Source organism: Picosynechococcus sp. NKBG042902 (assembly GCF_963864045.1).
Classification (GTDB): domain Bacteria; phylum Cyanobacteriota; class Cyanobacteriia; order Cyanobacteriales; family MRBY01; genus MRBY01.
Genome location: NZ_CAWLTV010000060.1, coordinates 41868 through 68438 on the forward strand (window position 1 = coordinate 41868; position 26571 = coordinate 68438).

19 protein-coding genes and 1 pseudogene are annotated in these 26571 nt (G+C 47.8%); 7 read left to right on the top strand and 13 right to left on the bottom strand.

Annotated features, from left to right (window positions below; all coding sequences use genetic code 11):
• Positions 1-36: 36 nt before the first annotated feature.
• On the bottom strand, positions 37-1116 hold the full coding sequence (locus tag AACR41_RS04045; RefSeq protein ID WP_012308417.1) for a PIN/TRAM domain-containing protein: 1080 nt from the start codon (positions 1114-1116) through the stop codon (positions 37-39).
• A gap of 187 nt (positions 1117-1303) precedes the next feature.
• Between AACR41_RS04045 and hemW the strand changes: the two genes are divergently transcribed.
• Together hemW and AACR41_RS04055 are read left to right on the top strand one after the other, a co-directional pair.
• The gene (gene hemW, locus AACR41_RS04050) at positions 1304-2494 is read left to right on the top strand and encodes a radical SAM family heme chaperone HemW (protein ID WP_030007691.1); all 1191 of its coding nucleotides are present in this window, start codon (positions 1304-1306) and stop codon (positions 2492-2494) included.
• Between the two features lie 30 nt (positions 2495-2524).
• Entirely contained in the window at positions 2525-3463 is a 939-nt protein-coding gene (locus tag AACR41_RS04055; RefSeq protein ID WP_030007692.1) for a GDP-L-fucose synthase family protein, read from the top strand.
• Between the two features lie 21 nt (positions 3464-3484).
• Here AACR41_RS04055 and AACR41_RS04060 read toward each other — a convergent pair whose 3' ends face one another.
• From AACR41_RS04060 to AACR41_RS04085, 6 genes are all read right to left on the bottom strand, one after another.
• On the bottom strand, positions 3485-4387 hold the full coding sequence (locus AACR41_RS04060; RefSeq protein ID WP_030007693.1) for an acyl-CoA desaturase: 903 nt from the start codon (positions 4385-4387) through the stop codon (positions 3485-3487).
• Positions 4388-4479: 92 nt separating this feature from the next.
• Entirely contained in the window at positions 4480-5148 is a 669-nt protein-coding gene (locus tag AACR41_RS04065) for a Mo-dependent nitrogenase C-terminal domain-containing protein (RefSeq protein ID WP_030007694.1), read from the bottom strand.
• Between the two features lie 219 nt (positions 5149-5367).
• Complete coding sequence (locus AACR41_RS04070) at positions 5368-6486, bottom strand: response regulator (RefSeq protein WP_030007695.1); 1119 nt, start codon at positions 6484-6486, stop codon at positions 5368-5370.
• Between the two features lie 201 nt (positions 6487-6687).
• A complete protein-coding gene (locus tag AACR41_RS04075) occupies positions 6688-8304 on the bottom strand; it encodes an RluA family pseudouridine synthase (RefSeq protein ID WP_030007696.1) in 1617 nt (538 codons plus the stop codon).
• A 76-nt stretch (positions 8305-8380) separates the two neighbouring features.
• Entirely contained in the window at positions 8381-8827 is a 447-nt protein-coding gene (locus AACR41_RS04080; protein ID WP_052349702.1) for a hypothetical protein, read from the bottom strand.
• Between the two features lie 26 nt (positions 8828-8853).
• Complete coding sequence (locus tag AACR41_RS04085; RefSeq protein ID WP_030007698.1) at positions 8854-9741, bottom strand: glycerophosphodiester phosphodiesterase; 888 nt, start codon at positions 9739-9741, stop codon at positions 8854-8856.
• Between the two features lie 97 nt (positions 9742-9838).
• Here AACR41_RS04085 and ccmA point away from each other — a divergent pair, with 97 nt between their 5' ends.
• A complete protein-coding gene (ccmA, locus tag AACR41_RS04090) occupies positions 9839-10693 on the top strand; it encodes a heme ABC exporter ATP-binding protein CcmA (RefSeq protein WP_012308426.1) in 855 nt (284 codons plus the stop codon).
• Between the two features lie 20 nt (positions 10694-10713).
• On the opposite strand, the gene AACR41_RS04095 is transcribed toward ccmA, so the two are convergent.
• From AACR41_RS04095 to AACR41_RS04120, 5 genes and pseudogenes are all read right to left on the bottom strand, one after another.
• Positions 10714-11289, bottom strand: a complete 576-nt coding sequence (locus AACR41_RS04095; RefSeq protein WP_030007699.1) for a Uma2 family endonuclease — start codon at positions 11287-11289, stop codon at positions 10714-10716.
• Between the two features lie 77 nt (positions 11290-11366).
• Positions 11367-12616, bottom strand: a pseudogene (stpA, locus tag AACR41_RS04105) (glucosylglycerol 3-phosphatase).
• Between the two features lie 123 nt (positions 12617-12739).
• Positions 12740-14248 (bottom strand): glycerol kinase GlpK, encoded by a 1509-nt coding sequence (glpK, locus tag AACR41_RS04110; protein WP_030007700.1) that lies wholly within the window; start codon positions 14246-14248, stop codon positions 12740-12742.
• A gap of 77 nt (positions 14249-14325) precedes the next feature.
• Entirely contained in the window at positions 14326-16674 is a 2349-nt protein-coding gene (gghA, locus tag AACR41_RS04115; RefSeq protein WP_030007701.1) for a glucosylglycerol hydrolase, read from the bottom strand.
• Positions 16675-16853: 179 nt separating this feature from the next.
• Entirely contained in the window at positions 16854-17096 is a 243-nt protein-coding gene (locus tag AACR41_RS04120; protein ID WP_083500730.1) for a hypothetical protein, read from the bottom strand.
• Between the two features lie 114 nt (positions 17097-17210).
• Between AACR41_RS04120 and AACR41_RS04125 the strand changes: the two genes are divergently transcribed.
• The 4 genes from AACR41_RS04125 to AACR41_RS04140 all read left to right on the top strand — a co-directional run bounded on the left by AACR41_RS04125 (position 17211) and on the right by AACR41_RS04140 (position 23620).
• On the top strand, positions 17211-18644 hold the full coding sequence (locus AACR41_RS04125) for an MFS transporter (RefSeq protein WP_030007703.1): 1434 nt from the start codon (positions 17211-17213) through the stop codon (positions 18642-18644).
• A gap of 160 nt (positions 18645-18804) precedes the next feature.
• The gene (locus tag AACR41_RS04130) at positions 18805-20010 is read left to right on the top strand and encodes an MFS transporter (RefSeq protein WP_030007704.1); all 1206 of its coding nucleotides are present in this window, start codon (positions 18805-18807) and stop codon (positions 20008-20010) included.
• Positions 20011-20631: 621 nt separating this feature from the next.
• Positions 20632-22311, top strand: a complete 1680-nt coding sequence (locus AACR41_RS04135; protein WP_030007705.1) for a PLAT/LH2 domain-containing protein — start codon at positions 20632-20634, stop codon at positions 22309-22311.
• Positions 22312-22501: 190 nt separating this feature from the next.
• Positions 22502-23620 carry a mannan-binding protein gene (locus AACR41_RS04140; protein WP_052349703.1) on the top strand — a complete coding sequence of 373 codons (1119 nt, stop codon included), beginning with the start codon at positions 22502-22504 and terminating at the stop codon, positions 23618-23620.
• A 56-nt stretch (positions 23621-23676) separates the two neighbouring features.
• Here AACR41_RS04140 and gghA (AACR41_RS04145) read toward each other — a convergent pair whose 3' ends face one another.
• On the bottom strand, positions 23677-26226 hold the full coding sequence (gene gghA / locus AACR41_RS04145; RefSeq protein WP_030007707.1) for a glucosylglycerol hydrolase: 2550 nt from the start codon (positions 26224-26226) through the stop codon (positions 23677-23679).
• Positions 26227-26571: the final 345 nt, after the last annotated feature.

Here is a 26571-nt window from a genome sequence, read left to right on the forward strand (position 1 = left end):
TCCACGCACTAAATCATAAGAAAATTAACTAGTTAATTAAAGAGCCAGGGAAGAACTTAATTTCGCAAAAATCATCCGTCCCGCAGAGGTTTGTAAAGATGAAGTAACGGTTACAGCAACATCGGAACCCATAAATTGTTTCCCTTCCTCGACAACGACCATGGTGCCATCTTCGAGATAACCCACCCCTTGTTTTTCTTCCTTTCCTTGCTTAAGAATTTTTACATCTAAATTATCTCCAGGGAGATAGATCGGACGAATCGCTTGGGCAAGGTCATTAATATTTAAAATCTCGACTTTTTGAAGATTAGCAACCTTTTGCAGATTGTAATCATTGGTCAAAAGAATCCCATTAATTTCCTGGGCCAAATGCACTAATTTAGCGTCCACAGTGGCAATGTCATCGTAGTCTGCGGGGTTGACAGAAACCCGTTTGGGAAAACGATTTTGCATACTCTGGAGAATATCTAAGCCCCGACGACCCTTGGCGCGTTTCTGGTCGTTGCTAGCGTCGGCGAGTTGCTGTAATTCGTTGAGGACAAAAATTGGAATGAGGATTTGTCCTTCGATAAAACCTGTTTTAAGGAGTTCTTCTAGGCGACCGTCAATGATACAGCTTGTGTCGATGATCTTTGTCGGCGAAGGACGGAGGGTTCCTTCAGCAACGAGGAGAGTATCTAAACTATTGGGATTGATCAGCCGCAGAAAAGTGCGCCCGTGGACATCGGCGAGGCTTACGCCAAGGTAGGCAAAGGTGATACTGCCGAGAATGGCAAAGGTAGGCTTAAGAAAACCAAACTCTGAAGGAATGGGTAACAGAAAAATAGGAGCAAGCATGAGGTTTGCCACCAAAAGCCCAATCACTAAACCCACAGCACGGGTGACGATAATTTCGATGGGGGTGCGCCGAAATTGTTGCTCGAAGCGGCGATAGGTACTCTGGGCGAGGAGACCGATGGAAAGGCCCAGGAGTGAGGCAAAACCGGCCCCCACCCACCGGAGGGCGTCAATGTTGGAGGCTTGGTCGCGCACGGAGGCAGGGAGTAAATCAATGACATCAAATCCCACAAGGGCGATCGCCACCACAAAGATCAGAACAAGGAAAATATCGAACATAGGTCTTACCCGGCTATAAGTCCCAGTTTTAGGGGGAATTTGGGGTTTAGGATAATGGAGAATAATGCCCTCATTATATCGGTGGGCCTTCCATTCCTTCGCGCCTCTGGGAATTAACAAAATTTGTTGATTTCTGCGCCAATTTTCCAGCTAAATGCTCCCTATTCCCCATTGAGACTGTTCTACCGTGGTTACCAGTGCTTATCTCCATCTCCCCTTCTGTTTACGCCGTTGTTTCTACTGTGATTTTCCGATTACGGTGACAGGGGAAAAACAAACTGCGGGGATTCGCACCCAGATGGAGGAATACGGGGCCTGGCTCTGTCGGGAAATCCGCGCAACACCGATCCTGGGGGGCGAGTTAAAGACGGTGTTCTTTGGGGGCGGCACACCCTCTTTATTTCCAGTAGATCTCTTGGAAAAAGTTTTAAGAACCCTTGATCAGCGATTTGGCATTGCCCAGTCAGCAGAAATTTCCCTTGAAATTGATCCAGGTACTTTTTCTTTAGAACAATTGATCCGGTACAAAAATATTAGTATTTCTCGCCTAAGCCTTGGGGTACAAGCTTTTCAGGATAATTTGCTGGCAAACTGTGGGCGATCGCACAGGGTAATAAATATATTTACTGCGTGTGATCACCTGGAGCGATCGCAGATCCCCTGGAGTTTGGATCTGATCTCTGGATTGCCAGATCAAACCCGCGACGATTGGCAAGCTTCCCTTGATCAGGCGATCGCCCTTAATCCCCACCACATTTCCTGCTATGACCTAGTGATCGAACCCCAAACCCCCTTTGGCAAACAATACGAACCCGGTGAACGCCCTCTCCCTTCCGATGAAAATACCGCTGCCATGTATCGCCTCGCCAGTGAAACCCTCCGCAAAGCAGGCTATGACCACTACGAAATCTCCAACTACGCCAAACCTGGCTACCAATGTCAGCACAATCGGGTGTATTGGGAAAATCGCCCCTACTATGGTTTTGGCATGGGGGCCGCCAGTTTTACCCGAAATCAGCGCTTTTCTCGGCCCCGCACCCGCGCCGAATATTACGCCTGGGTTGAACAATACGAACAAAATAAGGGTGTTTTAGACGTGGCGGTCTTAACAAAAGGCGATCGCCTCCTTGAAACCTTGATGTTGGGTCTCCGTTTAACGGAAGGTTTGGATTTATCTCAACTGATCACAGAATTTGGCCAAAGTAGTGTGGATCAGATTCTAGAAATCCTAAAACCCGCTTTCCAGAAAGGCTGGGCTCTCCTTTCCCCCACAACGCCACCACGTCTTGCCCTAAGCGATCCAGAAGGCTTACTGTTCTCCAACATCATTCTCGCGGAACTTTTCCACCACCTCGACCCAGAAAACCCCGTAGAATAATCACGCTTTTCCCTTTCTCTTTCCCTACCCATGATTGATCTTTCCCAGAAAAAAATCCTTGTCACTGGCGGCGCTGGCTTCCTCGGCCAACAAGTAATTCACCAATTGCTCCAAGCCGGTGCTCAACCGGAAAATATTACCGTCCCCCGTTCTTCCAGTTGTGATCTGCGTCGTCTCGAAGCCTGTCAAAAAGCAGTCCAAGGTCAGGATATCGTCATTCACCTGGCGGCCCACGTGGGGGGGATTGGCCTCAACCGGGAGAAACCCGCTGAACTTTTTTATGACAATTTAATGATGGGCACCCAGCTAATCCACAGTGCCTACGAAGCGGGGGTCGAAAAATTTGTCTGTGTCGGGACGATTTGCGCTTACCCGAAATTTACCCCTGTACCTTTCAAAGAAGAAGATCTTTGGGCAGGCTATCCCGAAGAAACCAATGCCCCCTACGGCATCGCCAAAAAAGCACTCCTCGTGCAACTAGAAGCCTACCGCCTGCAATATGGTTTCAATGGCATTTATTTACTACCAGTTAATCTCTACGGCCCTGGGGATAATTTCAAGCCGGAAAGTTCCCATGTGATCCCCGCTTTAATCCGTAAGGTTTATGAAGCGCAACGGGATGGTGTTAAACAGCTCAAGGTTTGGGGAGATGGCAGCCCAACACGGGAATTTCTCCACGCAACGGATGCGGCCCAGGGCATTGTTTTAGCAACGCAAAAATATAATGAGGCAGCCCCCATCAATCTGGGAACCAATACAGAAATTTCTATTAAGGATTTGGTCGAGCTAATTTGTGAACTAATGGCCTTTGACGGAGAGATTATCTGGGAAACGGATAAACCCAATGGACAACCCCGCCGTTGCCTAGATACCCAGAAAGCCAAGGAAAAATTTGGTTTCGAGGCAGCGATTGGTTTACGGCAGGGTTTACAGGAGACTATTGATTGGTATTGCCAGAACCCAGGATAAATATTTCCCTTTGGGGAAAATCTAGGAATTGGCCGCGTTTTGTAGATCGGTAACGGTGGGTTGTTTTAGTTTACTGGCTAATCCCATACGCTCCAGGAGACGAATAAAAGAATAGGTAAAATCCGGTAGGTACTTCACCTTACCTTTTTGAATTGTGATTCCGTGGCGTACCGACCAACCAAAGGCATGGTGCAGATTGTGCCAACCTTCCCCAAGGGCAAGGACAGCAACCCAACTATTATTACGGCTGTGATCGGTGGTTTGGAAAGGGCGATCGCCCCATTTGTGACAAACGGAATTCACGAAAGCGACACCATGGAACAGGAGGGTGGTGCTGATAAAAAATGCGGCCAGATATTCCAGGCCGCCGACCCCATAGGACAATGCGCCTAGGGCAATGAGGGGCACAAAATGGAAGCGATCAATCAGTTTCAGGATTGGATCTCGCTCAATGTCAGCGGGCAATTTTTTCGGGAAGGTATTGGGAGAAATGAGCCAGCGGTAATGGGCCCACCAAAACCCCTCTTTGGAGCTGTGGGGATCGCCGGGATGGTCGCTAAACCGATGGTGATCTTCGTGGTGAGCTTTCCACCAACTCGGCCCCATTTGCCCCGCCGAGGCGGTAATAAAGCTGCCGATCCATTTCACCCAGGGGGAAGCTTGGTAGGCTTTGTGGGTCAGGAGACGGTGGTAGATGGCAGTGGTGCCGAGCATTCTCAGCCAGTACCAAAAGATGATCCAAAGGACAGCTCCCCAACTGAGACCTGTAAAAAAGGCGATCGCCATGCCGAGATGACAAAGGATAATCCAAACTGGGCCAGTGGCATAGCTGAGGCGAGTCAGTCGAGAATAGTTGCGGGGACGGGGATTAGGTTGTGGTGGTGTAGAGGGAATCGGGTCAAGAACGTTGCTGTAATGCGTCAAAATGCTTTCCTAACGAGTTGAGAATATCTTCTATGAAACCGTGTTTTTACATAACTTTACAACTCGTGAGTCCCGAATCCCTTGCGGTCGGGTCAAATAAATTCGGAAATGTCTTCGTCACAGTCATCGGCTAAATAAGATAAGGAACGGAAGCGGAGGCCGACCAATTGTTCATAGAGGGGATTGAGTTTGCACATTGGCGGAATATGGACAATTTTTTTGCCAAATAGCTTGATATCCCGCTCAAAGGGGCATTGGGGTGGCACCATTTTACAGATGAAGCGGGCCACGCGAGGATCGTCGATATCCATGCCATCGAGCCAGTTGCGGATTGGTTTAAGGGCATCAAGGTGAACTTCTGGTTGGGGGGTTTCGGTGGTGACAGTTTCGGGGTCGTAGAGGGTTTTTTCAAGGTTATGGAGGGCGCTGAGATCTACCCCAAGGGCTTTCCCAAAGGCTTTGATTTGATCGGCTTCAACGATGGAATAGACCCCATCGGCGATCGCCATCATCACCGCTGTCCGGAGAAAATTTTCGCGAATATTGTGGTCTTCTCCGAGATCAACTGCCAATTCTTGACCCGTAATCGGTTCCAAGTCCCCTAGGGTGCTGTGGGGGGCTAGTTCGTCTTGGGTCAGACGGGTGATGAGCTCTTGCTCTTCGGCATCAAAATGGCCATCAGCCCAGGCAATGGTCAGTAGTCCCCGTAACCAAGCCGTGATTTGGCGATCGCTGTAGACAGTTGTGCTCGCAGAACTCATAGCTGTTTCAAAAATCTGTAACTCTTTCCCCATTGTAGGCAAGAAATCAAGAAGCCATAGAAAATACGCTGAAATTAATCCATGCCCCAACAAGATTAAGATTTAATCATCAATTTTCCGGGCTGATTTAACTAAATTGACAAAGTAAAATCGATGTCATTTATTGATTTTTAATAAGCTAATTTTCTAAACACTGTTTTGTGATTCACAGAATATTTTCTAAGTATTTGTTTGGGGTAGATCAAAACCAAAAGTAAAACAAAATTTAGCCCCTTGGTTAACCCGTGTTTCGGCCCAGATCTGTCCCCGGTGCACTTCGATAATACGTCTAACAATTGCTAAACCAACTCCTGTTCCTTCAAATTCAGATTGGGTATGGAGTCGCTTAAATGGCAGGAAAATCTCTTCTAGATGTTCTGCGGTAAAACCAACACCATTATCTTCTAGGCAGTAGGTTTGAGAATCGATTTTATAAAATTTTATTTGAGGATTTTTGACCTTGCTGGTGTATTTCCAGGCATTTTCAAATAGGTTTTCAAAGGCCATCTTAAGGAGCGGGCGATCGCCTAGGATAATCACATCCGGTTCGATTTTAATTTCTATGGCTCGGTCAGGGGTTTCACCTTGGAGATCCTGAATAATTTCTATGGCAATTTCACTTAAATTAATCCTCTCAAGGGTTAATTGCTTTTCTTTAATTTCTGCAAGGCGCATCAAGTCAGAGATGATATGATTCATTTCCTTAGCAGAATTCGCAATAATCTCTAATGTTTCTAAGGTCTCTTCGTCAAAGGTATCAACATCACCTAAGAGCAAGTCACAAAATCCTAATAATTTCGTTAATGGCCGCCGTAAATCATGGGAAACCATATAGTTAAAGGATTTTAGATCTTGGTTGATCTGGGCTAACTGGTTATTTTTTTCTTCAAGCTCCTGGGCATTACGCAAAATCTTAAGTTGATTTTCAACGCGCACAAGCACCTCATACATATCAAAGGGCTTATTAATATAGTCAACACCCCCTAAGGAAAAAGCCTTCACCTTATCGAAAACATCATTTAAAGCACTGATGAAAATAATGGGAATTTTGGCGGTGTCTGGATTAGCCTTTAGCCGTTGACAAACGCCATAACCATCTAAGATGGGCATTTTAATATCCAGCAGGATCAAATCAGGGGGATCCGCTGCCACTACTTTGAGGGCTTGTTTGCCATTGATCACCTGTCGCACTTCGTGGCCCTTTTCAACCAAAATTTCTGAAAGAAGTTGTAGGTTTTCAGGAACATCATCAACAATTAAAATATCGCCTCGGTGCTGCAGATAAGAATCTTGAATCATAATGCTTAAGTTCACCACATTGGCTTTGGAATTACCCCTGGCAGGATGGCATTGAAATGATGAGAATTACGCGCGTTAAAACATCGGTTTGGCTTAAACCCTAGTTTTCTTTCATTATTCCATTAATTTTTTAGAAAAATGTAAAGAGTTCAAAAAGTATGCCATCCGGCTTTCAGAATGTTTCTTCTGATGATACAAACGTTAAAATTCTGGGGCGCTCTGGATTGTGTGTGGGTTTTTGGTTTCGGGGTGCATAAAAGTTAAGGCTGTGGCCTGGAGATGTAGACGGGGGGCGGCCCGGTTACCATAGAGGCGATCGCCAAGGATTGGATTGTTTAGCCCGTCGGGGTGGGCGCAATGGACCCGGAGTTGGTGGGTGCGGCCTGTAATTGGCTTGAGTTTGAGGCGATGGGAATCTAATTTAACGAAATAGGTTTCGCTGGGTTTGCCCCGTTGCGCATCTACCTTTTGCCGGGGGCGATCGCCAGGGTCTGCCCAGAGGGGAAGGGTAATCATTCCTTCTGGACGCTGAATTTTTTCCTCTAGGAGAGCTTCGTATTCCTTATGAATTTTGCGGCGGCGAAACTGGGTTTGCAGATTCTGTTGGGTTTCAGCATTTTTGGCAAATAAAAGAATTCCGGATGTATCTTGGTCGAGGCGATGGACAAGGAAAATATCCTGATAATCGCGGCGCAATCGGGAAAATGCACTGTCATAGGTCTGGCTACTGCGCCCTGGAATCGAGGGGAGACCAGCGGGTTTATGGATGGCAATAAGGCTGTGGTCTTCGTAGATGATTTCTAGGGGAATTTCTGGGGTCGTCAAAATATCTTGAAAAGACTTTCCCCCTAAGCCCGAAAGCAAAAAGCCGAGGATCGGTTGGCAGCGCTCTTCACAAGCTAAATAGAATTCGCCTACTTGTTTGTCAGGGCTGTTCTTCCCCCACCAGAACTCCGCCATGGCCAAGGGTTTAAGGTTCTGTTTGGCAGCGTAGTTGAGGAGTTTGGGCGCACAACAATCGCCGGTACCGGTGGGTAAACCAGTGGGAAATAAATCGGCGATCGCCTTTGATTCTCCTTGAAAATTTTTGAGACGATAGACCTGGTGCATCTGTTTTTGGAGGGTGCGCGACAGGGTTTTGCGGCGTTGGCGGAGGCTTTGTAAATTTTGATCGGCCTGGTGAATCATCGCAGCGAGGGGGTCGATTTCTTGATCTCTGGCCTGTTTGAGATCGCGTTTGTTGTTGCTTTCCTGGCGACTTTCTTCTTCAAGGGCGGCGATCGCTTGCGCTAATTCGGCTCCCGTTAAATGGGTCTGGTAAACTTCGCGTTTTTGGCGGCGTACCTGTTTTTTCTGGCGACGCTCTTGATTAAACTGCGCGATTTTTGTTTGCCATTGTTGCTGCAACGTTTGGTAAGTTTTTCGTTCTGGTAGGGTTTCTAGGCGTTGGATTTCCCGGCGGATCTGCCGTAATTGAGCGAGAATTTCTTGCTCTTCTAAAATCAGGCGATCGCCCCCATCCATCGGTGGCACCCAACCGGGAAGGACTTTTTCGCCTTTAAGCAGTCCCGAAAATGCCTTGAGAAATACCCGTTGCCCGGTGGCCATTTCTGCTAGCAATACCCCGTACATTTTCCCTTCCCAATTGAAATCCGGATTTTCCCTTAGTTCCGCCATTAATTCACGGGCGATCGCCTCAGCATTTTTGGTGCGGGGGAGACGACAAAGTTGTTTGGTAGCCGGACAAACCCCCTCATACCAAGCAGTAACAACATCGGGTTCCAATTGTGGTTGATAGGGAAATCGGGGCGAAGCCATGACAATACGACGCTCATCTTTTGTAAACGTAAGCCCTTTATTTTAGGCGTGAGCACACCGTTTGTCCGCTGGTGACCTATGCGATTGCCAATAGTTGGCGCAAACATAATATTGATTGGCGTGCCTCAAACTTAAATGCTGCCGTGACAAAAATATAGCCGAAAATAAGCATCCCCACAGGAATAAAACCGATTAGAACAGTAGATAATTCTAGTAAATGAAAAGCGGCGATCGCTAACAATCCAGAAGCAAAACCCAGCCAACCAACCATGAAACAGATTATTAAAATATGCGGGGCCATTGTCACTTTAATAATGTTTCCTTCCCCTGTGGACTTGATTTTACCTTTCATGATCGGCAGAAAAGAATTTGTGTAATGGATCACACGTCGAATTTCAAATGTGTTTTGGCTGACGGTACCTCGAACAATGTAATTTTGAATGGCATCAGCTAATCTTTGTCGTACTGCTGCTGGTTGAAGATGTGTCTTGAGAATTAACTGAGTAAAAGGGCGAAAAGTCATCGGTTGCTTTGGTCTTGGTTGCGTCTTTAGAATACTTCGCCGCCGTCTAGGAGCTGAGCCATTGGTTGCGGTTGCTGCTGGAGATGCTGCTGGAGGTGACGGGGATGATCAGTAATGAAATAATCAATGTTTTGTTCTACAAGGCGATCAATCTGAGCTAATTCTTGGGCCAATTTTTTCGGGTTTTGACTTTTATGGGGTGGTGAAAAGATCGTCCAAGCGCCGACGGCTAATTGGTGTTGATGGAGTCGCTGAATGGTTTGTTTTTTAAATAGATTAACGTTGAGACTGACTAAGCTGGCATCGAGGATTTTTTCTAAAATGTGACTTTCAGTAAATTTGCGAATGAAGAAATTTTTGGTCACCAAAGGCGAGTAGAGAATGCCTGTTTCAATGGGGTGATGGGTGAGCTTCAGCCAGATCAAAGCCCAAATACTAAAGGAGGTGACAAATGCTTCCTGTTGCAGCTCCATTTTTTCGATCAATTGGGCGACGGCAATGCCTGTTTTCCGTTGCTGGAGGTTGAGGCGGGGGGCTTTCATCTCGATATTGATTAACAATTTGCCCCGCAGTTCGCTCAACACATCTTCAAGGAGAGGAATTTTTTCGGGTTGGGGATAGGTGTAGGTTTGTTTGCCGATTTTGAGGGACTCTTTAATGCGCAGGGTTTGGATCTCTGGCCAGGTCATTTCAGTAATTTTCCCTGTGACCCCCGTCAGCCGTTTGGTATAGAGGTCATGGAAAACCACCAATTTGCCATCCTTTGTGAGGAAAGTATCGAGTTCAACGCCGTCTAAACCTAAGGCGATCGCCTTTTGAAAACCCGCCATGGTATTTTCTTGGTGATCGGTCACAACCCCCCGATGGCCGAAGATTAGGGGATGTGCGGACGGCTGAAAAAATCTCGATTGCATCGCGGAAAAATCCTCTAATCACTTCTCCCACGGTAAAAAGTAACAGCGCGACAGGGCATAATGGGGACAGTAAACTTTACAAACAGTTACAAATTCCATGACATCTGCGGCGGTTTCCCTCGATAAAGTCACCAAGGTTTTTAGTAAAGTCCCGGTGGTCAATGAGCTTTCCTTTGCGATTCAAGCCGGGGAAATGTACGGTCTGTTGGGGCCAAACGGGGCGGGAAAATCCACCACGATCCGGATGTTGATCACCCTCACCGAACCCACAAGCGGCAAAATTTCCATTGCTGGGGAAGATGTGATGCAAAATCGCGCCCATGCCAAACGCAATATCGGCGTGGTGTTGCAACAGATGAGTGTGGATGTGGATCTCACTGTTTGGGAAAATCTAGAGTTCCATGGCCGCCTGCACCATATTCCTAACCCTCGTCGGCAACGGTTAATTCGTCAGTCTCTGGAGTATGTGGAACTGAGCGATCGCCGCGATGCTCTGGTGAAAACCCTATCGGGGGGGATGAAACGCCGCGTCCAGATTGCCCGTGCTCTGTTGCATGAACCCAAAATTCTCTTTCTCGATGAACCCACCGTCGGTCTCGACCCCCAAACCCGCCGTCGTCTCTGGGAAATCATTCGTGACCTCAACAAAAATGGCATGACGATTCTCCTCACCACCCACTACATGGAGGAAGCTGCTACCCTCTGCGATCGCATTGGCATTATGGAAGCGGGCCGCCTGATCGATGAGGGCACTTTCGAGGAACTCCAGGCAAAACATGGCAAAGGTTTAGTCGTTAAACAAAAAGGCGATCGCTGGGAATACAAATTTTTCCCGACCCTCCAAGAGGCAGAACATTATCTCGACAACTTGCCCGACAAAACCAGCATGATGGTGCGCGAATCTAACCTCGAAGATATTTTCGTTGAACTCACCGGGCGGCAGTTGGACTAAGTTTTGGACGAAATCAACGCTTACCAAATGGTGCTTAAATCCAGTTGAAACTCCGGTAAGACGGTTTCACCATTGAGAAACTCAGGTTGCTCAAGAATTTCTATGGGTTGACCGCTGCGATACACTTCAACCTGCCGCGTTTGACGATTAATTAGCCAACCCAACCGCGTCCCATTGTCGATAAATTCCTGTAATTTGGCTTGGGTGCGGGTTAGGGAATCCGTTGGCGACAATAGCTCCACAATAAAATCTGGACAAAGGGGTAAAAATCTCGTCTTTACTTCCGGTGCGAGGGCTTCCCAGCGCACCAAGGGAATCCAGGCGGCATCAGGCGATCGCATCGCCCCATTGGGCAGGATAAATCCCCCAGAAGAATCAAATGTTTTACCCAGTTTGCATTGGTGATTCCAGAGCCATAATTGTGCAGTGAGGCTGGCATTACGTTCGCTAGTTTCGCCACCAGTGGGGGACATAATCGCTAAATCTCCTTGAGCATTCCGCTCAAAACGGAAATTTTTATTTTGCTGGCAGAGTTGAAAAAATTGTTCGTCGCTGAAATTACAATTTTCGAGGTTCAACTCTAAAGGAAGGGTCATGTCCATTGCCTAAACTTCCACCGGTGGGCTACTACTGCCATTATAGTGAGCTTGTCTGAGGCTTAAATTAACCTCAACTATGTTCCAGATCGGTTTGCGGCGGCCTGCTGAAAGAGGGCGGTGTATTGTTCAAACCCTCCCGGAAAAGCAACGTTAATTTGTAACGGATCAGCCGGATCGGTAATGCCTTCAATCACTTGGGTTTGACCATTGATTGTCCCCAGTTTTAAAGGAATCCGGTTTTTTAATTCTCCCTGGGAGCTGTCGATATACACGACGAGATTGCCGCTCTTTGCCCATTTACCAATGTCTTGGACAAGCTGAAGGAATAGGCGATCGCTCCCCCCCGTCGAACTTGATCGCCTTCGGTGTGGCTTGTGACCGTATCGCCGACGCCAACGATTAATGGCATCAATTGCGGATCAAAATTGTCTTGCACCAGTTGCAATAGTTCCTCGTGGTTTTGGGGCGCTTGGCGAGCGTTAAAGGTTTCCCCTAGGGGATAGTGGCTCGTGCGTTGGGCATAGTAATAATTCAGCAGCACTAAAACTCCCGCTTCTTTGACGGCACCGCGCACCATAAACTGAAAATCTGTGGTGCCAGAATCCTTGGCTGTGGCAAAGCGAACAATTTCTTTCCCCACATTATCTCTGCCTAAATTGGGCGCATAGTGCACGAAAAAACTATTGTCTAAACCCTGTTGGCCAGCTTTTTCAAGCAAATCATTCATCAGGGTTTCCATGGTGTGCTGGAGGTCTTGGTAAATCTCAAGGCGATCGCCTAAATATTCCGCGAGAACGTTTAAATTTGCCGTTGGCGAAACGAGATTATCTAAAACAGAAGCATGGATCAGCTCAGGTTGAAGCTCAGTGGGGAAAACATCAGCATATTGAGTAAAAAATTGTCCTAAACTTTGACCGATCAAATCTGGCACCGTTCCGAGAAAATCTAGCTCTGCCTGGCTGACACCGGGATGGGAAATTTGACCATTATCCGTCTGCCATTGCACGCCCCCCGCCGCTAAACCGGGTAAATAGCTTGTTTCATCTTTGGCTTCAACATTGCGAAATGCCCGTTCGACAATTCGATTTACTCCCCTTCTGCCTTCATGTTCACCGTTGGTGAGGACAAAAAAGTGGTCTTTAAACTTGCGTGTGGCGCGGATATAGTCAGGATCAATTTTGCGGGTTAAAGGGTCTTTGACTAACCCCATACAAACGCCATCTAGATCTTGAATAATGAGTAAATTTTCTGTGTTGCTGAGGGTTGAAAGGAAGGCTTCATGATCAAGGGAATAATGTTGGTCATGGAGCAGTAAAGCAGTCATAAAGTCTTTTTTAAATTCAATGGGTGTGCAGTAGTTGGGGAAATTCGCATCCCCTAGATCTTCTTTGTGAAGGGAGACTTGCTGTGGGCAGAAGCCCTCCCTAGACCTCCCCAAGGAGGAAGTTTAGGCCCAGTTTTTCGCTCGTTCAACGGCTTTTTGCCAGACTTTGAAATGGGCTTGGGCTTGGGAGGCATTGGCACTGGGTTTAAAGACGTAATCAATTTTGCGGTTTTGCACCAGGGTTTGGTAATCATCCCAAAAGCCAACGGCCAATCCGGCGGCAAAGGCTGCTCCCTGGGCCGTGGCATCCAGCACCGCAGGACGTTCCACGGGAATGCCCAATACATCGGCCTGGAATTGCATCAGAAAGTCGTTATTGCACGCGCCGCCATCGACTTTTAATTCTTGGATTGGCGTACCAGAATCTTGGTTAATTGCTTCGACTACTTCTTTGGCTTGGTAGGCGATCGCCTCTAGGACAGCCCTTACCATGTGTTCTTTTTTCACGCCTCTCGTTAAACCGAGAAATGCGCCCCTGGCACTCATATCCCAGTGGGGCGCTCCCAGGCCACTTAAAGCCGGAACAAAATAAGCGCCGCCATTATCGTTCACCCCTTGGGCGAGATCATTCGTTTCCGCCGCCGTTTCAATAATTTGTAGGCCATCGCGCAACCATTGGATACAAGCCCCAGCGGTGAACATACTCCCTTCGAGGGCATAGCCAATATCGAGATTTGTGCCATCGTGATGGGCTTGGGTGCAGGCGATGGTCGTTAGGAGCTTATGTTTGGAGCGTTTAATCTCGTCACCCGTGTGCGCCACCAAAAACGCCCCTGTGCCATAGGTGCATTTCAATAAGCCGGGGCGATCGCAACCATGGGCATAGAGGGCCGCCTGTTGATCCCCAAAGATGGCGGTGATCGGAATTGCCGCCCCCAATAAACTTGGATCGGTTTTGCCAAATTCCCCTAGGCTCGACTGCACCGTTGGCATCATCTGGCGGGGAATATCGAATAAATCCAACAAATCCGGATCCCAATCTTTTTGGTTGAGATTGAGCAACATTGTCCGGCTGGCATTACTGTGATCTGTGGCGTGGACTTTGCCTCCCGTGAGGTTCCACAAGGCCCAGGTGTCAATGGTTCCAGCGAGGACATTATTGGGGTTAATGGCACTATTTTCCTTAGCCCAGCTTAATAACCAATTCAGTTTCGTCGCCGAAAAATAAGCATCCAACACCAAGCCCGTTTTATCGTAAATTTCTGCCGCTTTGCCTGCTGCACTGAGGGTTTGACAGAGGGGAGCCGTCCGTCGATCCTGCCAGACAATTGCTTTATGAAGTGGTTTGCCAGTGGTTTTATCCCAGAGGACACAGGTTTCCCGCTGCACCGTCAGGCCAATCGCCGCGATATCCTGGGTTTCAATGCTGCTATTGTTGACGACCTGTTGCATGACGGCTTTGGTGTCGTTCCAAATTTCCGTCGCGTCATGTTCGACCCAACCGGGCTGGGGATAATATTGGGTTAATTCTTTATAGGCTTGGGCAACAATATCGCCTTTGTGGTTAAACAACAGGGCACGATTACCAGTGGTGCCGAGGTCTAACGCAAGAATGTATTTTTGATGGGCCATGGTCATTATTAAATAAAGTTTTTTAAATGGGTTAAATGAGGTTTAAAAAGTGTGTTTTTAGGCTCAGAAGACATCATTTAGGGAGGGATTTCAGATAACAGAAAACCTTCGCCATTGTGCAGGTGAATTTGGGCTAAGTCATGGATGGTGTTGATCTTCAAAGTCGGTGTGGCGATCGCCAACTGCCAACGATCCAAATCCAGGGCGAGCCATTTGCCAATCTCAACGGTCTTCGGAGCCCCGGCCATGTGCGCCACTAACACAAGCCGCTGCTGGGTGTCGGGATTGGTGCGCCTGCCGTAGAAAATGGTGCGTTGGTGATCCGACCAATGGTGCAGGCGATCGCCCCCTGTCGGATCGAGATGATTTCGCAGCCAAGGCTGGGCCTGGCGATATTGCCGCAAGCGTAAATTAAAGCTCGCCCGCTCATCCGGTACCGATCCACAATAATGGGAGACCCGACAAGCCTCGTGGCCATCCTCCATAAAGGCGATCGCTATTTCCTTCAGATTGGCAATGGTAATCGGCTTTAAAAAATCAAATTGTGGTTCTAATTCGGTTTGCAGAAAAATCGCCAGCTTTGGTAGATCATAGCCGATCGCTTCAATGGCCTGTTCCACTGCCTTAAAGAACTGCCGCATTAATGAGAGATCATAAAAGCCCATGGTTTTAAACCGCCGAAATGCCCAGGATTGTCGGTAAATTTCCGGTGTAATTTGCCAATAGAGAAAGCCAATTTCGTCCGCCATAATTTTGACAGCATATTGGTCATCTGTATTCCGAAAAAAGCCCCAGGGAGTATGCATTAATGCATTTAAAAAATCCATCGGAATTCCTGGACTAAAGCCGTGGATCCACAATTGGGTTGCCGGGTTATCGTAGGCATTTTGTAAAATTTCTGGCAAAGAATCCCCTAAATATTCATTAATGCGAATTGCGGCGGTATTGATGTGGTTGCCCTTGCGTACCGTGTCGTGGTTGGCACAACCGGTCACCCAGCGATCGCCATGGGCCATAATTTTGCATACATCCCGCCATTCCCGTTGCCAAAATCCCTGTAACGTGGGCGTATTATGCTCGAAGATCAACGGACTCCATTGAAAACAATCGGGCTTTAGGTAAATTAAATCCAAATGGGTGGCCATATCTTCCCAACCGACATTAGGCCAGGGGCGGCCATCTTCATAAATGGTGTACAGCTCGCGGGTCGCTGTCCCAACGGTTTGGGGTACCGCAGCCATCTTCAGCAGAAAATCATTGTCATAGTCTAGTTGGCCGGAAATGGCGTCGGACACCTGAAAATCTTGACCCCCATCGACCCGGATACCATCAGCGCCTAGATTAATTTTTCGCCGCTGCAACTCCAGGAGAACAGCCCGCACCATCGGATTTTGCTGATTTGTATCATGGCCATACATATTTGCGCCCCGGAAAAATTGCACATTAATTAATCCCAGGGCTTGGTGATGGATATGCCCATAAACCAGGTCGAAAATAATCTGGATCGGGCGGGCAAAGGCGGTGTGGAGCGTGGCAATAAAATCCACAACTTCGGCGGGTCTGAGGGTACTGAGGAGGGCGGGACTGGTGGCCGCTGCCCCTAAAATCAGATCGTCATAGCCCCAATTTTGGGTGTCTGGTTTTTTCAAGTGAACTTGTACTTCTTGGTTGGCGATCGCCCGAATTTGCCAAAAGGCATGGATCGTTTCATTTTCGGCGGGGCGAAATTCCACCGTGGGTTCAATGGGTAACAGTTCAATTGCATCAAAGCCCACATAGTTTTTTTCAGCGGCGGTGAGGGGCTGATGATTCCCTAATTTGCGGGCGAGGTCACGGTAAATGCGTGTGAGTCCATCTAGGGTGCCCGTGGGGGAAGCGGTGCCGACATGGATTTGCAAAATATTGCGGGGCGGTGTGACCCAAGTTTCCTGGTGAAAATAGTCACGGTCGGCCCTGTCTCGTTCTAGTTGGGCCATGTCGTAGAGCTCGGCTGGCGCAAACACACCGTAGGGCAAGGAGTGGGCAAAGACATCGTGGATAATCTGTTCACCACTGCGCAACCAGTAAAACGATCCCGCTTGGGTACGGGTGCCAGCTTTGAGACCCGCCACAACACCCCAGGCAAATTCCCCCTGGCGCGGCAGCTCTAGCACCTCCCAACGGAACGGAATGACTTGATCGGCAAGGCGAAAATCGATTGCCTCCATGGGCGTAAAAATTTCGAGGTAAACGGGGTGATCGCCCACCTCCGGAATCCAGAATCCTATTTGGGTTAGGCCATCACTGCCATAGGTTGCGCCTAATTTCTGACTCAGTTGTTGCCCCCGCTGAAATGGGTCTGGGGTGCCCGTGGCGATCGCCTTGGCCCAGGTCAATAAAGCTTGGGTGGGGGCTTCGACAAGTTGAATGGGGGGTGAAATATTCACGCGAACCTTAGGGCAAAACTGTAATTGACAATTTACCCGTGCTTGCTACAGTCGCCATTTTACTATGTTGACCTTAGTGACAAAAAATTCCAAAGCTAGTTTGTCACAATAAAGTTGATCGATGCAGTGTTCCCAATTATGGGATAGAAAATTTTTCTGACTGTGGCGATCGCCTTGGATTATCTGCCAAAGATGATCGGAATAATAATCGCCAATGTTGCCGCCACAATCAGGCTAAAAGCAAGGTTAACGACTTGGGTAGAGGCTTTTTGGTATGTATCGACGCGGTCATTAATAATCCGCACATCACCATCTAACTTGCCGACCTTATCGCCAAGGGAACTGATTTCAGAACCCAATTTTTCCAAAGTAGCTTCAATTCGGTCTAGTTTTTCACTGGTTCCACTTTCAGGCATGGGCATCATTGCTTAGGATAATCTCATTTTACACTGCCCAGTAAAGTGGCTAAAACACCATCAAGGGCATCGGCTCTGGGCAAATAGTGTTAGTTTTTAGACTGTTGCGTGAACTTGTTAATGTCCAATCCGTCTTCTAATCCGCCCCATCAGGCCCTTGCTCCCCTCAAATTGAGTACCCAATTGGCCTATGGTGCAGGCACCGTTGGTGTTTCTATGACTGGGAATATCCTGGTCTTTTTTGTCTTATTTTTCTTTACGGATGTGGCGGGTTTACCACCAGATAAAAGCGCCTTAATTCTGATGGTGGGCAAGGTAATGGATGCCATTAGTGACCCCGTTGTGGGCTGGTTGAGCGATCACACTACTTCTCGCTGGGGGCGGCGTTTTCCCTGGATGATCTTTGGGGTGGTTCCGTTTGCGTTGTGCTTTGTGGCCATGTGGGGCATTCCTACCACGAACACCCAGTGGTTGTTGATCTACTACATTACCTTGGCGCTGATTTTCAATACGGCCTACACAATAATTTTTCTACCCTACGTCGCCCTCACCCCAGAATTGACGTCTGATTATAATGAGCGTACTCAACTCAATAGTTTTCGGTTTACCTTTGCCATCGGTAGCAGTATTTTGGCGCTGGCGCTGGCCCAGGGAGTTTTTCGGGTGGTGCCGGTGGTGTCCCAGCGTTATCTTGTGCTGGCGGTAATCACAGCGGCGATCGCCCTTGGCAGTATGTATTGGTGTGTGCGCGGTACGTGGCAGCGGGTGCAGTTCATGGAGCAGTATCGCCAACAGCACCAACAGCGCCACCAACCCCGTTTATCCTTGGTGCAGCAACTACAGATTGTTTTTAATAATCGCCCGTTTCTGCTGGTGATGGGCATTTATCTCTGTTCCTGGCTGGGGGCGCAACTTACGGCGGTGGTGATGCAATACTTTGTGGTGAGTTGGCTGGGGCTTTCGGATTTTGTCTTCACCCAGTTTGCCCTAGTGGTACAGGGAACGGCCCTACTGATGTTATTTGTCTGGAGTCGCCTCAGTCGCCGTTGGGGTAAACGCACCGTTTATGCCCTGGGCATGGGGTTCTGGATTGTCGCCCAGGCAGGGTTATTTTTCCTGCAACCGGGTCAAGAAAAATGGCTGTTTTTGTTGGGATTTATGGCGGGCCTGGGGGTTTCAACGGCCTATTTGATTCCCTGGTCGATGTTGCCGGATGTGATCGAACTCGATGAGCTGCGCACCGGGCAGCGACGGGAAGGGGTTTTCTATGCATTTATGGTGATGCTCCAAAAGCTCGGCATTGCCTTTGGGATTTACATTGTCGGCAAAGCCCTCGATTGGGCGGGTTACATTGAACGGGTTCCGGGGAGTCCCCCGGCGGTACAGCCAGATTCCGCCCTCTGGGTGATTCGGTTGGTAATTGGCCCTTTGGGGACGGTGTTGCTCATTGGGGGATTGATCTTGGCTTATTTTTATCCAATTACCCAAGGGTTTCATGCTGAGATCCGCCGCAAACTCCAAGCGGGCGATCGCCTATCCAGTCCAGCCAAATAAAACAGGATTGATCCTGTAAATAAATACTTGATTTTTTGTTCTCTAGATTGGTTGGGATAGCTTAGTTTTTTATCGCAAGATTGCAAGATGTAAGGCTTTTATAGCGGGCTAAACGTTCTTCGCTATGGTGAAAAAAATTGTGGCGGCATAGAACAAGTTTATGGCAACCAAACAGAACAATATTCTTTGGCGACGGGTAATGGCGATCGCCGCAATCCAGGCAGCGATCTCTTTAATGTGGATTGCCTATCGTGCTTATCTTGGTACGTTGTTGGGCGGGTGGGGATTTTCAGAGGATTTCACGGCGCAACTGCTGACGGTAGAGGTTTTATTGGCGGTAGTGATGGAACCGGTATTTGGGGCCTTGAGCGATCGCCAACAGCGTTTCTTGGGGAGTCGGTTGCCTTTAATCAGTTTGGGGGTGATTTTAGCGGCGGCTATTTTCATTGGCCTGCCAATCTTGGGGGCGCTGCAACTGCCATTGCGGTGGGTGTTGCCCGCAGTTGCCATTGCTTGGGCCTTGGCGATGACGATGTTTCGTACCCCGATTTACGTGCTACTGCTCAAAAGTACCCCCAGCCGCGCCGAGTTGCCCCTCGCCATCTCTGTGCTGACGATGGTGATCGGAGTGATGGGCGTTCTGAAACCGAGTATTCAAAATGGATTGTTAGCGGTGGGAGCTTTACCGGCTTTCCTCGCGGGATCGGTGACGTTGTTAATCGCCTCTTTGTGTTTAGGATTGGTGCTACCGAAGCCTGCTGCGCCCTTAATTGAGGAAGCACCAACCCCAAGCCCCTTACCCTGGTTGGGTTTTGTACAAACGATCCTCATGGCGATCGCCTTCACCTGGGGTAGTGCAATTGTTTTACAGCGGTGGCTCGATTTATTTGGTTCAATTCCGCTGACGTTAGGGATCAGTGTCGGCCAAGGCTTAAATTTGCTGGTGGCGATTTTGGCGATTCCTGTAGGTTGGCTAACGCTCCGGTGGCAGCGATATCCCCTCTTGGGTGTTGCCTTTGGTTGGTTGACCGTCATTCTCTTGCTGCTGTTGGGGACACCCGCCCAGGATGGCGGTTATGTGGTTATTGCTCTGCTCTGGGCCTGGGCCTTGGCGACCGTCAGAAACGGCACTTTACCCTACATTTTTAAGACAATTCCGGGGGATTGGGCTGGCTTGGGCATCGGCATCTTTTTTGGAATTTCTGGCCTTGCGGGGATGGTTTTGTCCCAGTGGGTACCAGCAGAAGCAAACCGTTTGCAGGGCTTGATCGGGGTGGTTTGTTTGGCGATCGCCACAACTTTGGCTCTCATCTCCCAACATAAAAAGGCGAGTGCGTCCCTAGCTAACGAAGCCCCAAAATCATAACTGTGCAAGCTGCCACTTTTGTCTTGATGCTCCCTTTGTTCGGGGTTGAAGAAAGTGGCTTCAACCGACTATATTTGGCCGTATTTCATTACGGTCTGCTCTAGATTGATGAGGGGAATCTATAACAGAACACACTTCAAGTCGATGAAGAAACGGCGGTAAAAATAGCAGATTTTTCAATGGAGAAATTGTCAAAGTTAGGCCTCAAGATTCGGAAAAGTTCATAAGAAATATTTCAATGCAAGCTGTTTTGTAAAACAGAATACTTTTTTGCTGTAATATGCAGCTTTAGGATGCAAAAGTAATGGCATTACTTGAATTTGCTTGCATTCAGCTTAAATAAAACGACTCAGCACTCTCAGCAAAGATACAAGTTTTTTGAAGTTTTTCCCACTGAATCTTAATAATTTTCTTTGGATATAAGACAGATTATGTGTGGTGTCTATATTCAATGATTAAAATCGAAATTTTCCTGAAACTCTCTTTTAGCAGTAGTTTCAAGGCTTCATTAATAATAATTCCAGTTCATAAACATCAAAAACTGCATAGGACAAATTTTTCTATAACTACTACCTTGCAACTGATTCATAACTGACTAACTTTTTACAAAGACTAAGAATTATGTTTAACTTTGATTCCTCTCCCCTCCTCAAAAATGCCGCCCTTGGAAGCTTACTAACGCTGGGATTCGTGGGCACAGTCCAACCCGCCCAAGCCCAAAGCACCATTCCCTACTGTATCTCTGTCAAAACTTACACAGATTCCGGCTCTGGTACAGATAATCCCATTTACATGACGATGCACGGCGAAAACGGCACGAGTGAACAGTTCACACTGCAAGGTAGCCACGAAAATAATGATTTAGATGAATTTGTCCATGAAACCTTAGATATTGGCCTTATCAATAGAGTCACCATTGATGTCGACGGCTGGCTAGCTGATAAATGGGCCGCCAACTATGTCCGGGTTTACCGTGATACCACCTGTAATCGTAAAGATGATGCAGACGGATGGTCTGAATTCTCAATTCGCAAATTTTTAGATTACGATCCCGTCTCCTTCAATCGCACAGGGGGAGCACTGCCTAGGGTAACGGTTACGCCTGCTGGCCCCGTTGTGAATAACCCGATCAGAATTACTTTGGCCCAATTCAGCAATAACCCAGGTACTCTTGAGCAGGAAGTAATGCGCATTACAGAAAGCTGGAGTCGGGTTGATGGCGTTTCTGTATCTAAAGACACGACTAATACCGTCGGCGCTGGAATTTCGATCACCTATGAAAGTCCGGAGACCGTGGCTGGAACCTTTGGGGCAGAGGCCCGTGCAGAATGGCAACGTTCCATTAATGAAGCAAGTTCCGAATCCCAGGAAAAAATGAGCGCTTCGGAATTTAATTGGGCATTTATGGCACCAGCTCATACAGCAATCATCCGTAAGATAACGTTTGAAGTTCCCTATGCTGAACAGGTGTATCGCTCCTCTACGGGTGAAAGTCGTGCTATCCGCAAAGTTGGTGCGCAAATTCGTCCCGTTAGTTCAGGTGATTTCCTCGTTATCCCTCAGCGCAACGAAGATGGTTCAATTACAACAATTGGCTTAGATACACTAGAAGACGAATGGTTTACGCATCTCGATCCTGACCAAGTCGATACGATTCGTCGTCAATATTTACCTAAGTGGTTGCAAGCAGGTTGGGTGGTCTCTGGTCAAGGCGGTCAAATCATTGGTCAAACACCATCCACGCCAGCACCTCCCACAAACCCGACACCGCCCGTAAACCCAACAACTCCTACACCGAATGCCGTAACCGGAACCCTGATCAAATTTGCGAATGGCTATCTGCAAGAAACAAGTCCTGGGGTTTGGCAAGAGTTCAATGCCAACGGTCAAGTAACATTCACCTTCCAGGAAACAGGACGCGACGACTGGTCTGTTTATCTCAATGACGCCTCTCGGAATGTCCAGCTTCAGTTGGATTTGTACCGCAAGATGATCTCCTATGGGCAAAATAACGGGCCGAAAAGTGATCTATATCCGATTACGGCTTCTGACGTCACCCTAGCGAGATTTGCAAATGGTCATCTACAGGAAACAAGTCCTGGGGTTTGGCAAGAGTTTAATGCTAATGGTCAAGTAACATTTACCTTCCAGGAAACAGGACGCGACGACTGGTCTATCTATCTCAATGATCCCTCTCGGAATGTTCAGCTTCAGTTGGATGTTTACCGCAAGATGATCTCCTATGGACAAAATAACGAGCCGAAGAGCGATCTATATGCTGTGACTTCTTTCTACCGCTAATACCGGATATGACGATTGACAAATTAGTAATCTAAGGGCTTCAAAACAAGGAGCCTATTTTACTTATCAAGTATTTTACGGTAAGCATCTCAAACACAAGGTAATCGGATCAAATATTATTTGGGTCAAATTCAACTCCAAAATACACCCCAGTAAAGCAACAAAATTACTACTCAAAGCGACAAAAAATATGTTTAACAAACTTGCTCTCTTTTCCTGTTTCACAAATTCAACGATTAGCCTCCTATTTTCTTTGAGTTTACCTGCAACTGCAAATACAACTCGTGCCGTTGAAGCTGGACCAATTTGGAATCAAAGTGATGCGAATATCAAGTGTCCCCGACTCGCCCAAGAAGAAGGAGGAACCTGGACTGGTCACTGGTGGACAACGATTTCAGGGGTTATGTCTGTCTGCCAGCTTGAATTTTCAAATAATCTTGAGAGCAAAAGTTTCTCTATTCTCAATTACAATGTAATGCTCTTAAGCCGCAATATTCCCGGCCAAGGCAATCTCATGCAAAATTACCGCGCCCAAGAAATTGCCACAGCGATTCGTAATTCAAACCCATGGGATGTCATTGTCATTAATGAAGCCTTCGATAATGAAGCTCGAAACAACTTATCGCGCAGTTTAAAAGAAGCGGGGTATTTCTCTGCTACTGAAGTAGTAGATACAAATAATGGAAAACTAGAAGATGGTGGGGTATATCTGCAAAGTCGCTGGCCGATCATGGCAACTGACCAGATTATTTTTTCTGATTGTAGTGGCTTTGATTGTCAATCGAATAAGGGGGCTGTGTACGCCAAAATTAATAAAGAAGGGATCATCTATCATATTTTTGGGACTCATCTACAAGCAGATACGGAAAATAGCGGTGTCAGAGCAAATCAATTAAGGCAGTTGGAGACTTTTATTAATCAAAAAACAGGGGGTGCACAAGCACGAGGGGAAGCAATCATTATCGCTGGTGACCTGAACTTTAATTATCAAACTGCTGAATATGACAATGCTCTTGAGACTTTAAATGCTCAGTTTTTAGGAAATATTCCCCAGGGTTATACTTTTGATCCTCGCATGAATGATCTCGCAAAATATCGCTATCCAAATGATTCATCTGAATGGCTAGACTATGTATTGGTTAGTAATGAAAGTATTCAACCGAATCGCACAACACTTGATCTTACAAAGTTTCGTACAACCTCCCAGTATGAACTGCCAGGGAAAGGTGATTTTTTGAATTTATTTGGTGGAACAATGGTGCGTGACTTGTCAGATCATTATGGACTATCTGCAACCTATCTTTTCTGATTTTGCAACATCATTCGATGATCCTAGGATTAATGATCTAACAAGACCATTAGCTTTTACTCGTCAAAAATACGCTCAAGAACGAGGCCTTGGCTATCTTTTAGTTCAAAGATCTTTAGCGCATCTTCTGTTTGACCAATGTCTAAACCAGGGGTGGCGATCGCCACACGCCATTCAGAAAGATCCAACTGGAGCCAATCACCGAGGGTAATGGTGGTTGGTTCACCGCCCATGTGGGTCACCATCACGATTTGTTCTGGGGTTTGATCGTTCTCTTCGGCAAGGGGTTCTGTGCGCAGACCGTAAAAGATTGCGTGTTCTTCGTTACTGAGACGATTAAAGCGATCGCCTTCCTGGAGATTTTCCCGCAGCCAAGGGTGAGCGCGACGATATTCTCGCAGGGCTAAGTTAAATTCTGTCTGGGCGGGATCAACCCGGTCGAGATAATGGGAAACCCGACAGGTTTCGTGGCCATCTTCCATAAACGCCATGGCAATGGTCTTCAGTTTCGGCACCGTTAAATGGTCGAGGAAAGCCTGGTGATCGGACTCCCCAATTTCCTGCATCGGTTTGACTTCACAGACCCCGTCGGGATTGCCGATACAGCGTTGGCACAGATCGGCGGTTTTCTGTAAATCGTAATCTGTGACGATCATCGCCTCGTTTAAGGCGCGCATAAACCGCTTCAGAAAATCGAGATCTTCAAAGCCCAACTGTTTGAGATGCCGAAAAGCCCAGGGTTTAGCAAATAATTCTGGGGTAATCTGCCAGTCCAAAAAGCCCACTTCCTCCGCCGCGACTTTGACCCCATAAAGTTCGTCAGTATTGCGGAAAAAGCCCCAGGGCGCCCGCATCAAAGAATTAATAAAATCCATCGGCAGGCCGGGCATAAAGCCATAGACCCAGAGGGTAGTCGCTGGATTATCGTAGGCATTTAAAATAACTTCGTTGAGGGTTGCGCCCAAATGCCAGTTAATGGCGGCGGCTTGGGCATCGATTTGGTTCCCCCGGCGCACCGTATCGTGGTTGGCACAACCGGTGATCCAGCGATCGCCTTGGAACATCACTTCAATAATGCGGTTCCATTTGTAATCCCAAAACCCTTCGATGGTGGGTGTATTGTGGGCAAAAATCAATGGCCCCCATTGGTAGGATTCTGGGCGCAATTCGATCAAATCGCGATAGGTTGAAGAATTTTCCCAACCTTCTTCGGGCCAGGGCCGACCGTCCTCAAAAATGGTAAAGAGTAACCGTTGGCGATCGCCAATATCTTGGATTACATCACTCATCGCCAACAGATAAGCATCATCCTGCTCAACGCGACCGGAAAGGGGATTAAAGAAGCGAAAATCTTGCCCGCCATCAATGCGAATGCCGTCGGCCCCGGAGTTAATGCGTCGCCGTTGCAACTCTAAAAGAATCGCCCGCACCTGGGGTAATTGGTGGTTCAGATCCTGCCCGTACATATTTGGGCCTTTGAGGTACTGATTGTTCAGGAGCTCTAACGATTGATTGTCCGCGTGGCCATAGACCAGATCATAAATAATTTGGATCGGCCCCCCCGCAAAATTATGGAGGGTACTGATAAAGTCCACCAATTCATCAGGACGGAGGCTACTGAGGATCGTTGGGTTGGTCGCCGCTGAGCCTAAAATCGGTACATCATAGCCCCAATTTTGGGTTTTGGCCTTGCGGAGGGTGACTTCTACTTCGAGGCCACAGGCCATTTCCCCGGTTTCAATAGCTTCATTGGGGGCGATCGCAAAAAATTCGTGGTGGCGGTTGTCCCCCTCAAGGCGATATTCAATGGTAGGTTCAATGGGAAGCAATTGCAGCGCGTCGTAACCGACATAATTTTGTTCGGCAGCGGTGAGGGTTTCCCCGGCGGCAATCTTTTCCGAGAGGTGCTGGTAAACCTGGGTCAGGCCCGCTAGGGTTCCTTCGGGGGAGGCTGTTTTGAGGTGAACCTGCAAAATATTTAAAGGGGCTGGCACCCGAGGCAGCACTTCATTGGCATTATCAAGGATCGGCCGTTCCCAGGGGGCTTGGTCGGGGTCGAGGGGGGTCGAATGGGCCTCAAAATAGGCAAGGTCTGTCCGTTGCCGCTGGAGGCTGTCCATGTCGTAGAGTTCCGCTGGCCCAAAAACCCCATAGGGCAGAGAATAGGCCAAAACATCACGGATGATCGAAATTTCATTCTGGAGGCGATCGCAGTAGCGCAACCAATACAGAGAGCCCATTTGCTCCCTCGTGCCTGGGTGCATCCCCGCAACTACCCCCCAACAGAATTCCCCCTGCTGTTTGAGTTCTACACAGTCCCGGCGGCACTTAATGGTTTGGCTAGGAGCGCCAAAGTCCACCGCTTCGAGGGGGGTAAAGACTTCCAAGAAGATGTCGCGGTTTGTTTGGATCACTTCCCCTGCCAGTTCCGGTGTCCAAAAACCGATCTCCGTGAGGCCATCCGCCCGGTAATGGGCCCCCAAGCGTTTGGCGAGGCGTTGCCCCTTGTGGAAATAACTTTCATTGGAATGGGTCACTTGGGCTGCCCAATCTAACAAAATTTGGGTGTCTGCTTCGCTAAGCTGAATTTGAGAGGCCGTATTCACTATCTAAGTAACCGTAACAACAACTAATTCATCGGATCGGGTGCCTGGGGCGATCGCCCGTTGCCAACCCATGCATCCTCGCATCTGCCGAATGACTTATCTTTTGATCGCAAAACAGCAAAGATAACTGATGAGTCGATGAGATAAATCAATATATCCTGACAGAATCAAATTATTTTTTCGGCTATCAATTTGTCGGCGATCGCCCCCAAAAAATCACTTTAAAATGCGGCTATTCATACCTTAATTACTTCAGAAAGCATCAGGAATCTTTGTGATGCATCGATTTTTTGAGCTTAAAACTACCTTAATTTAAGATTAAGTTTTGCCCGAAAGATTAACCTT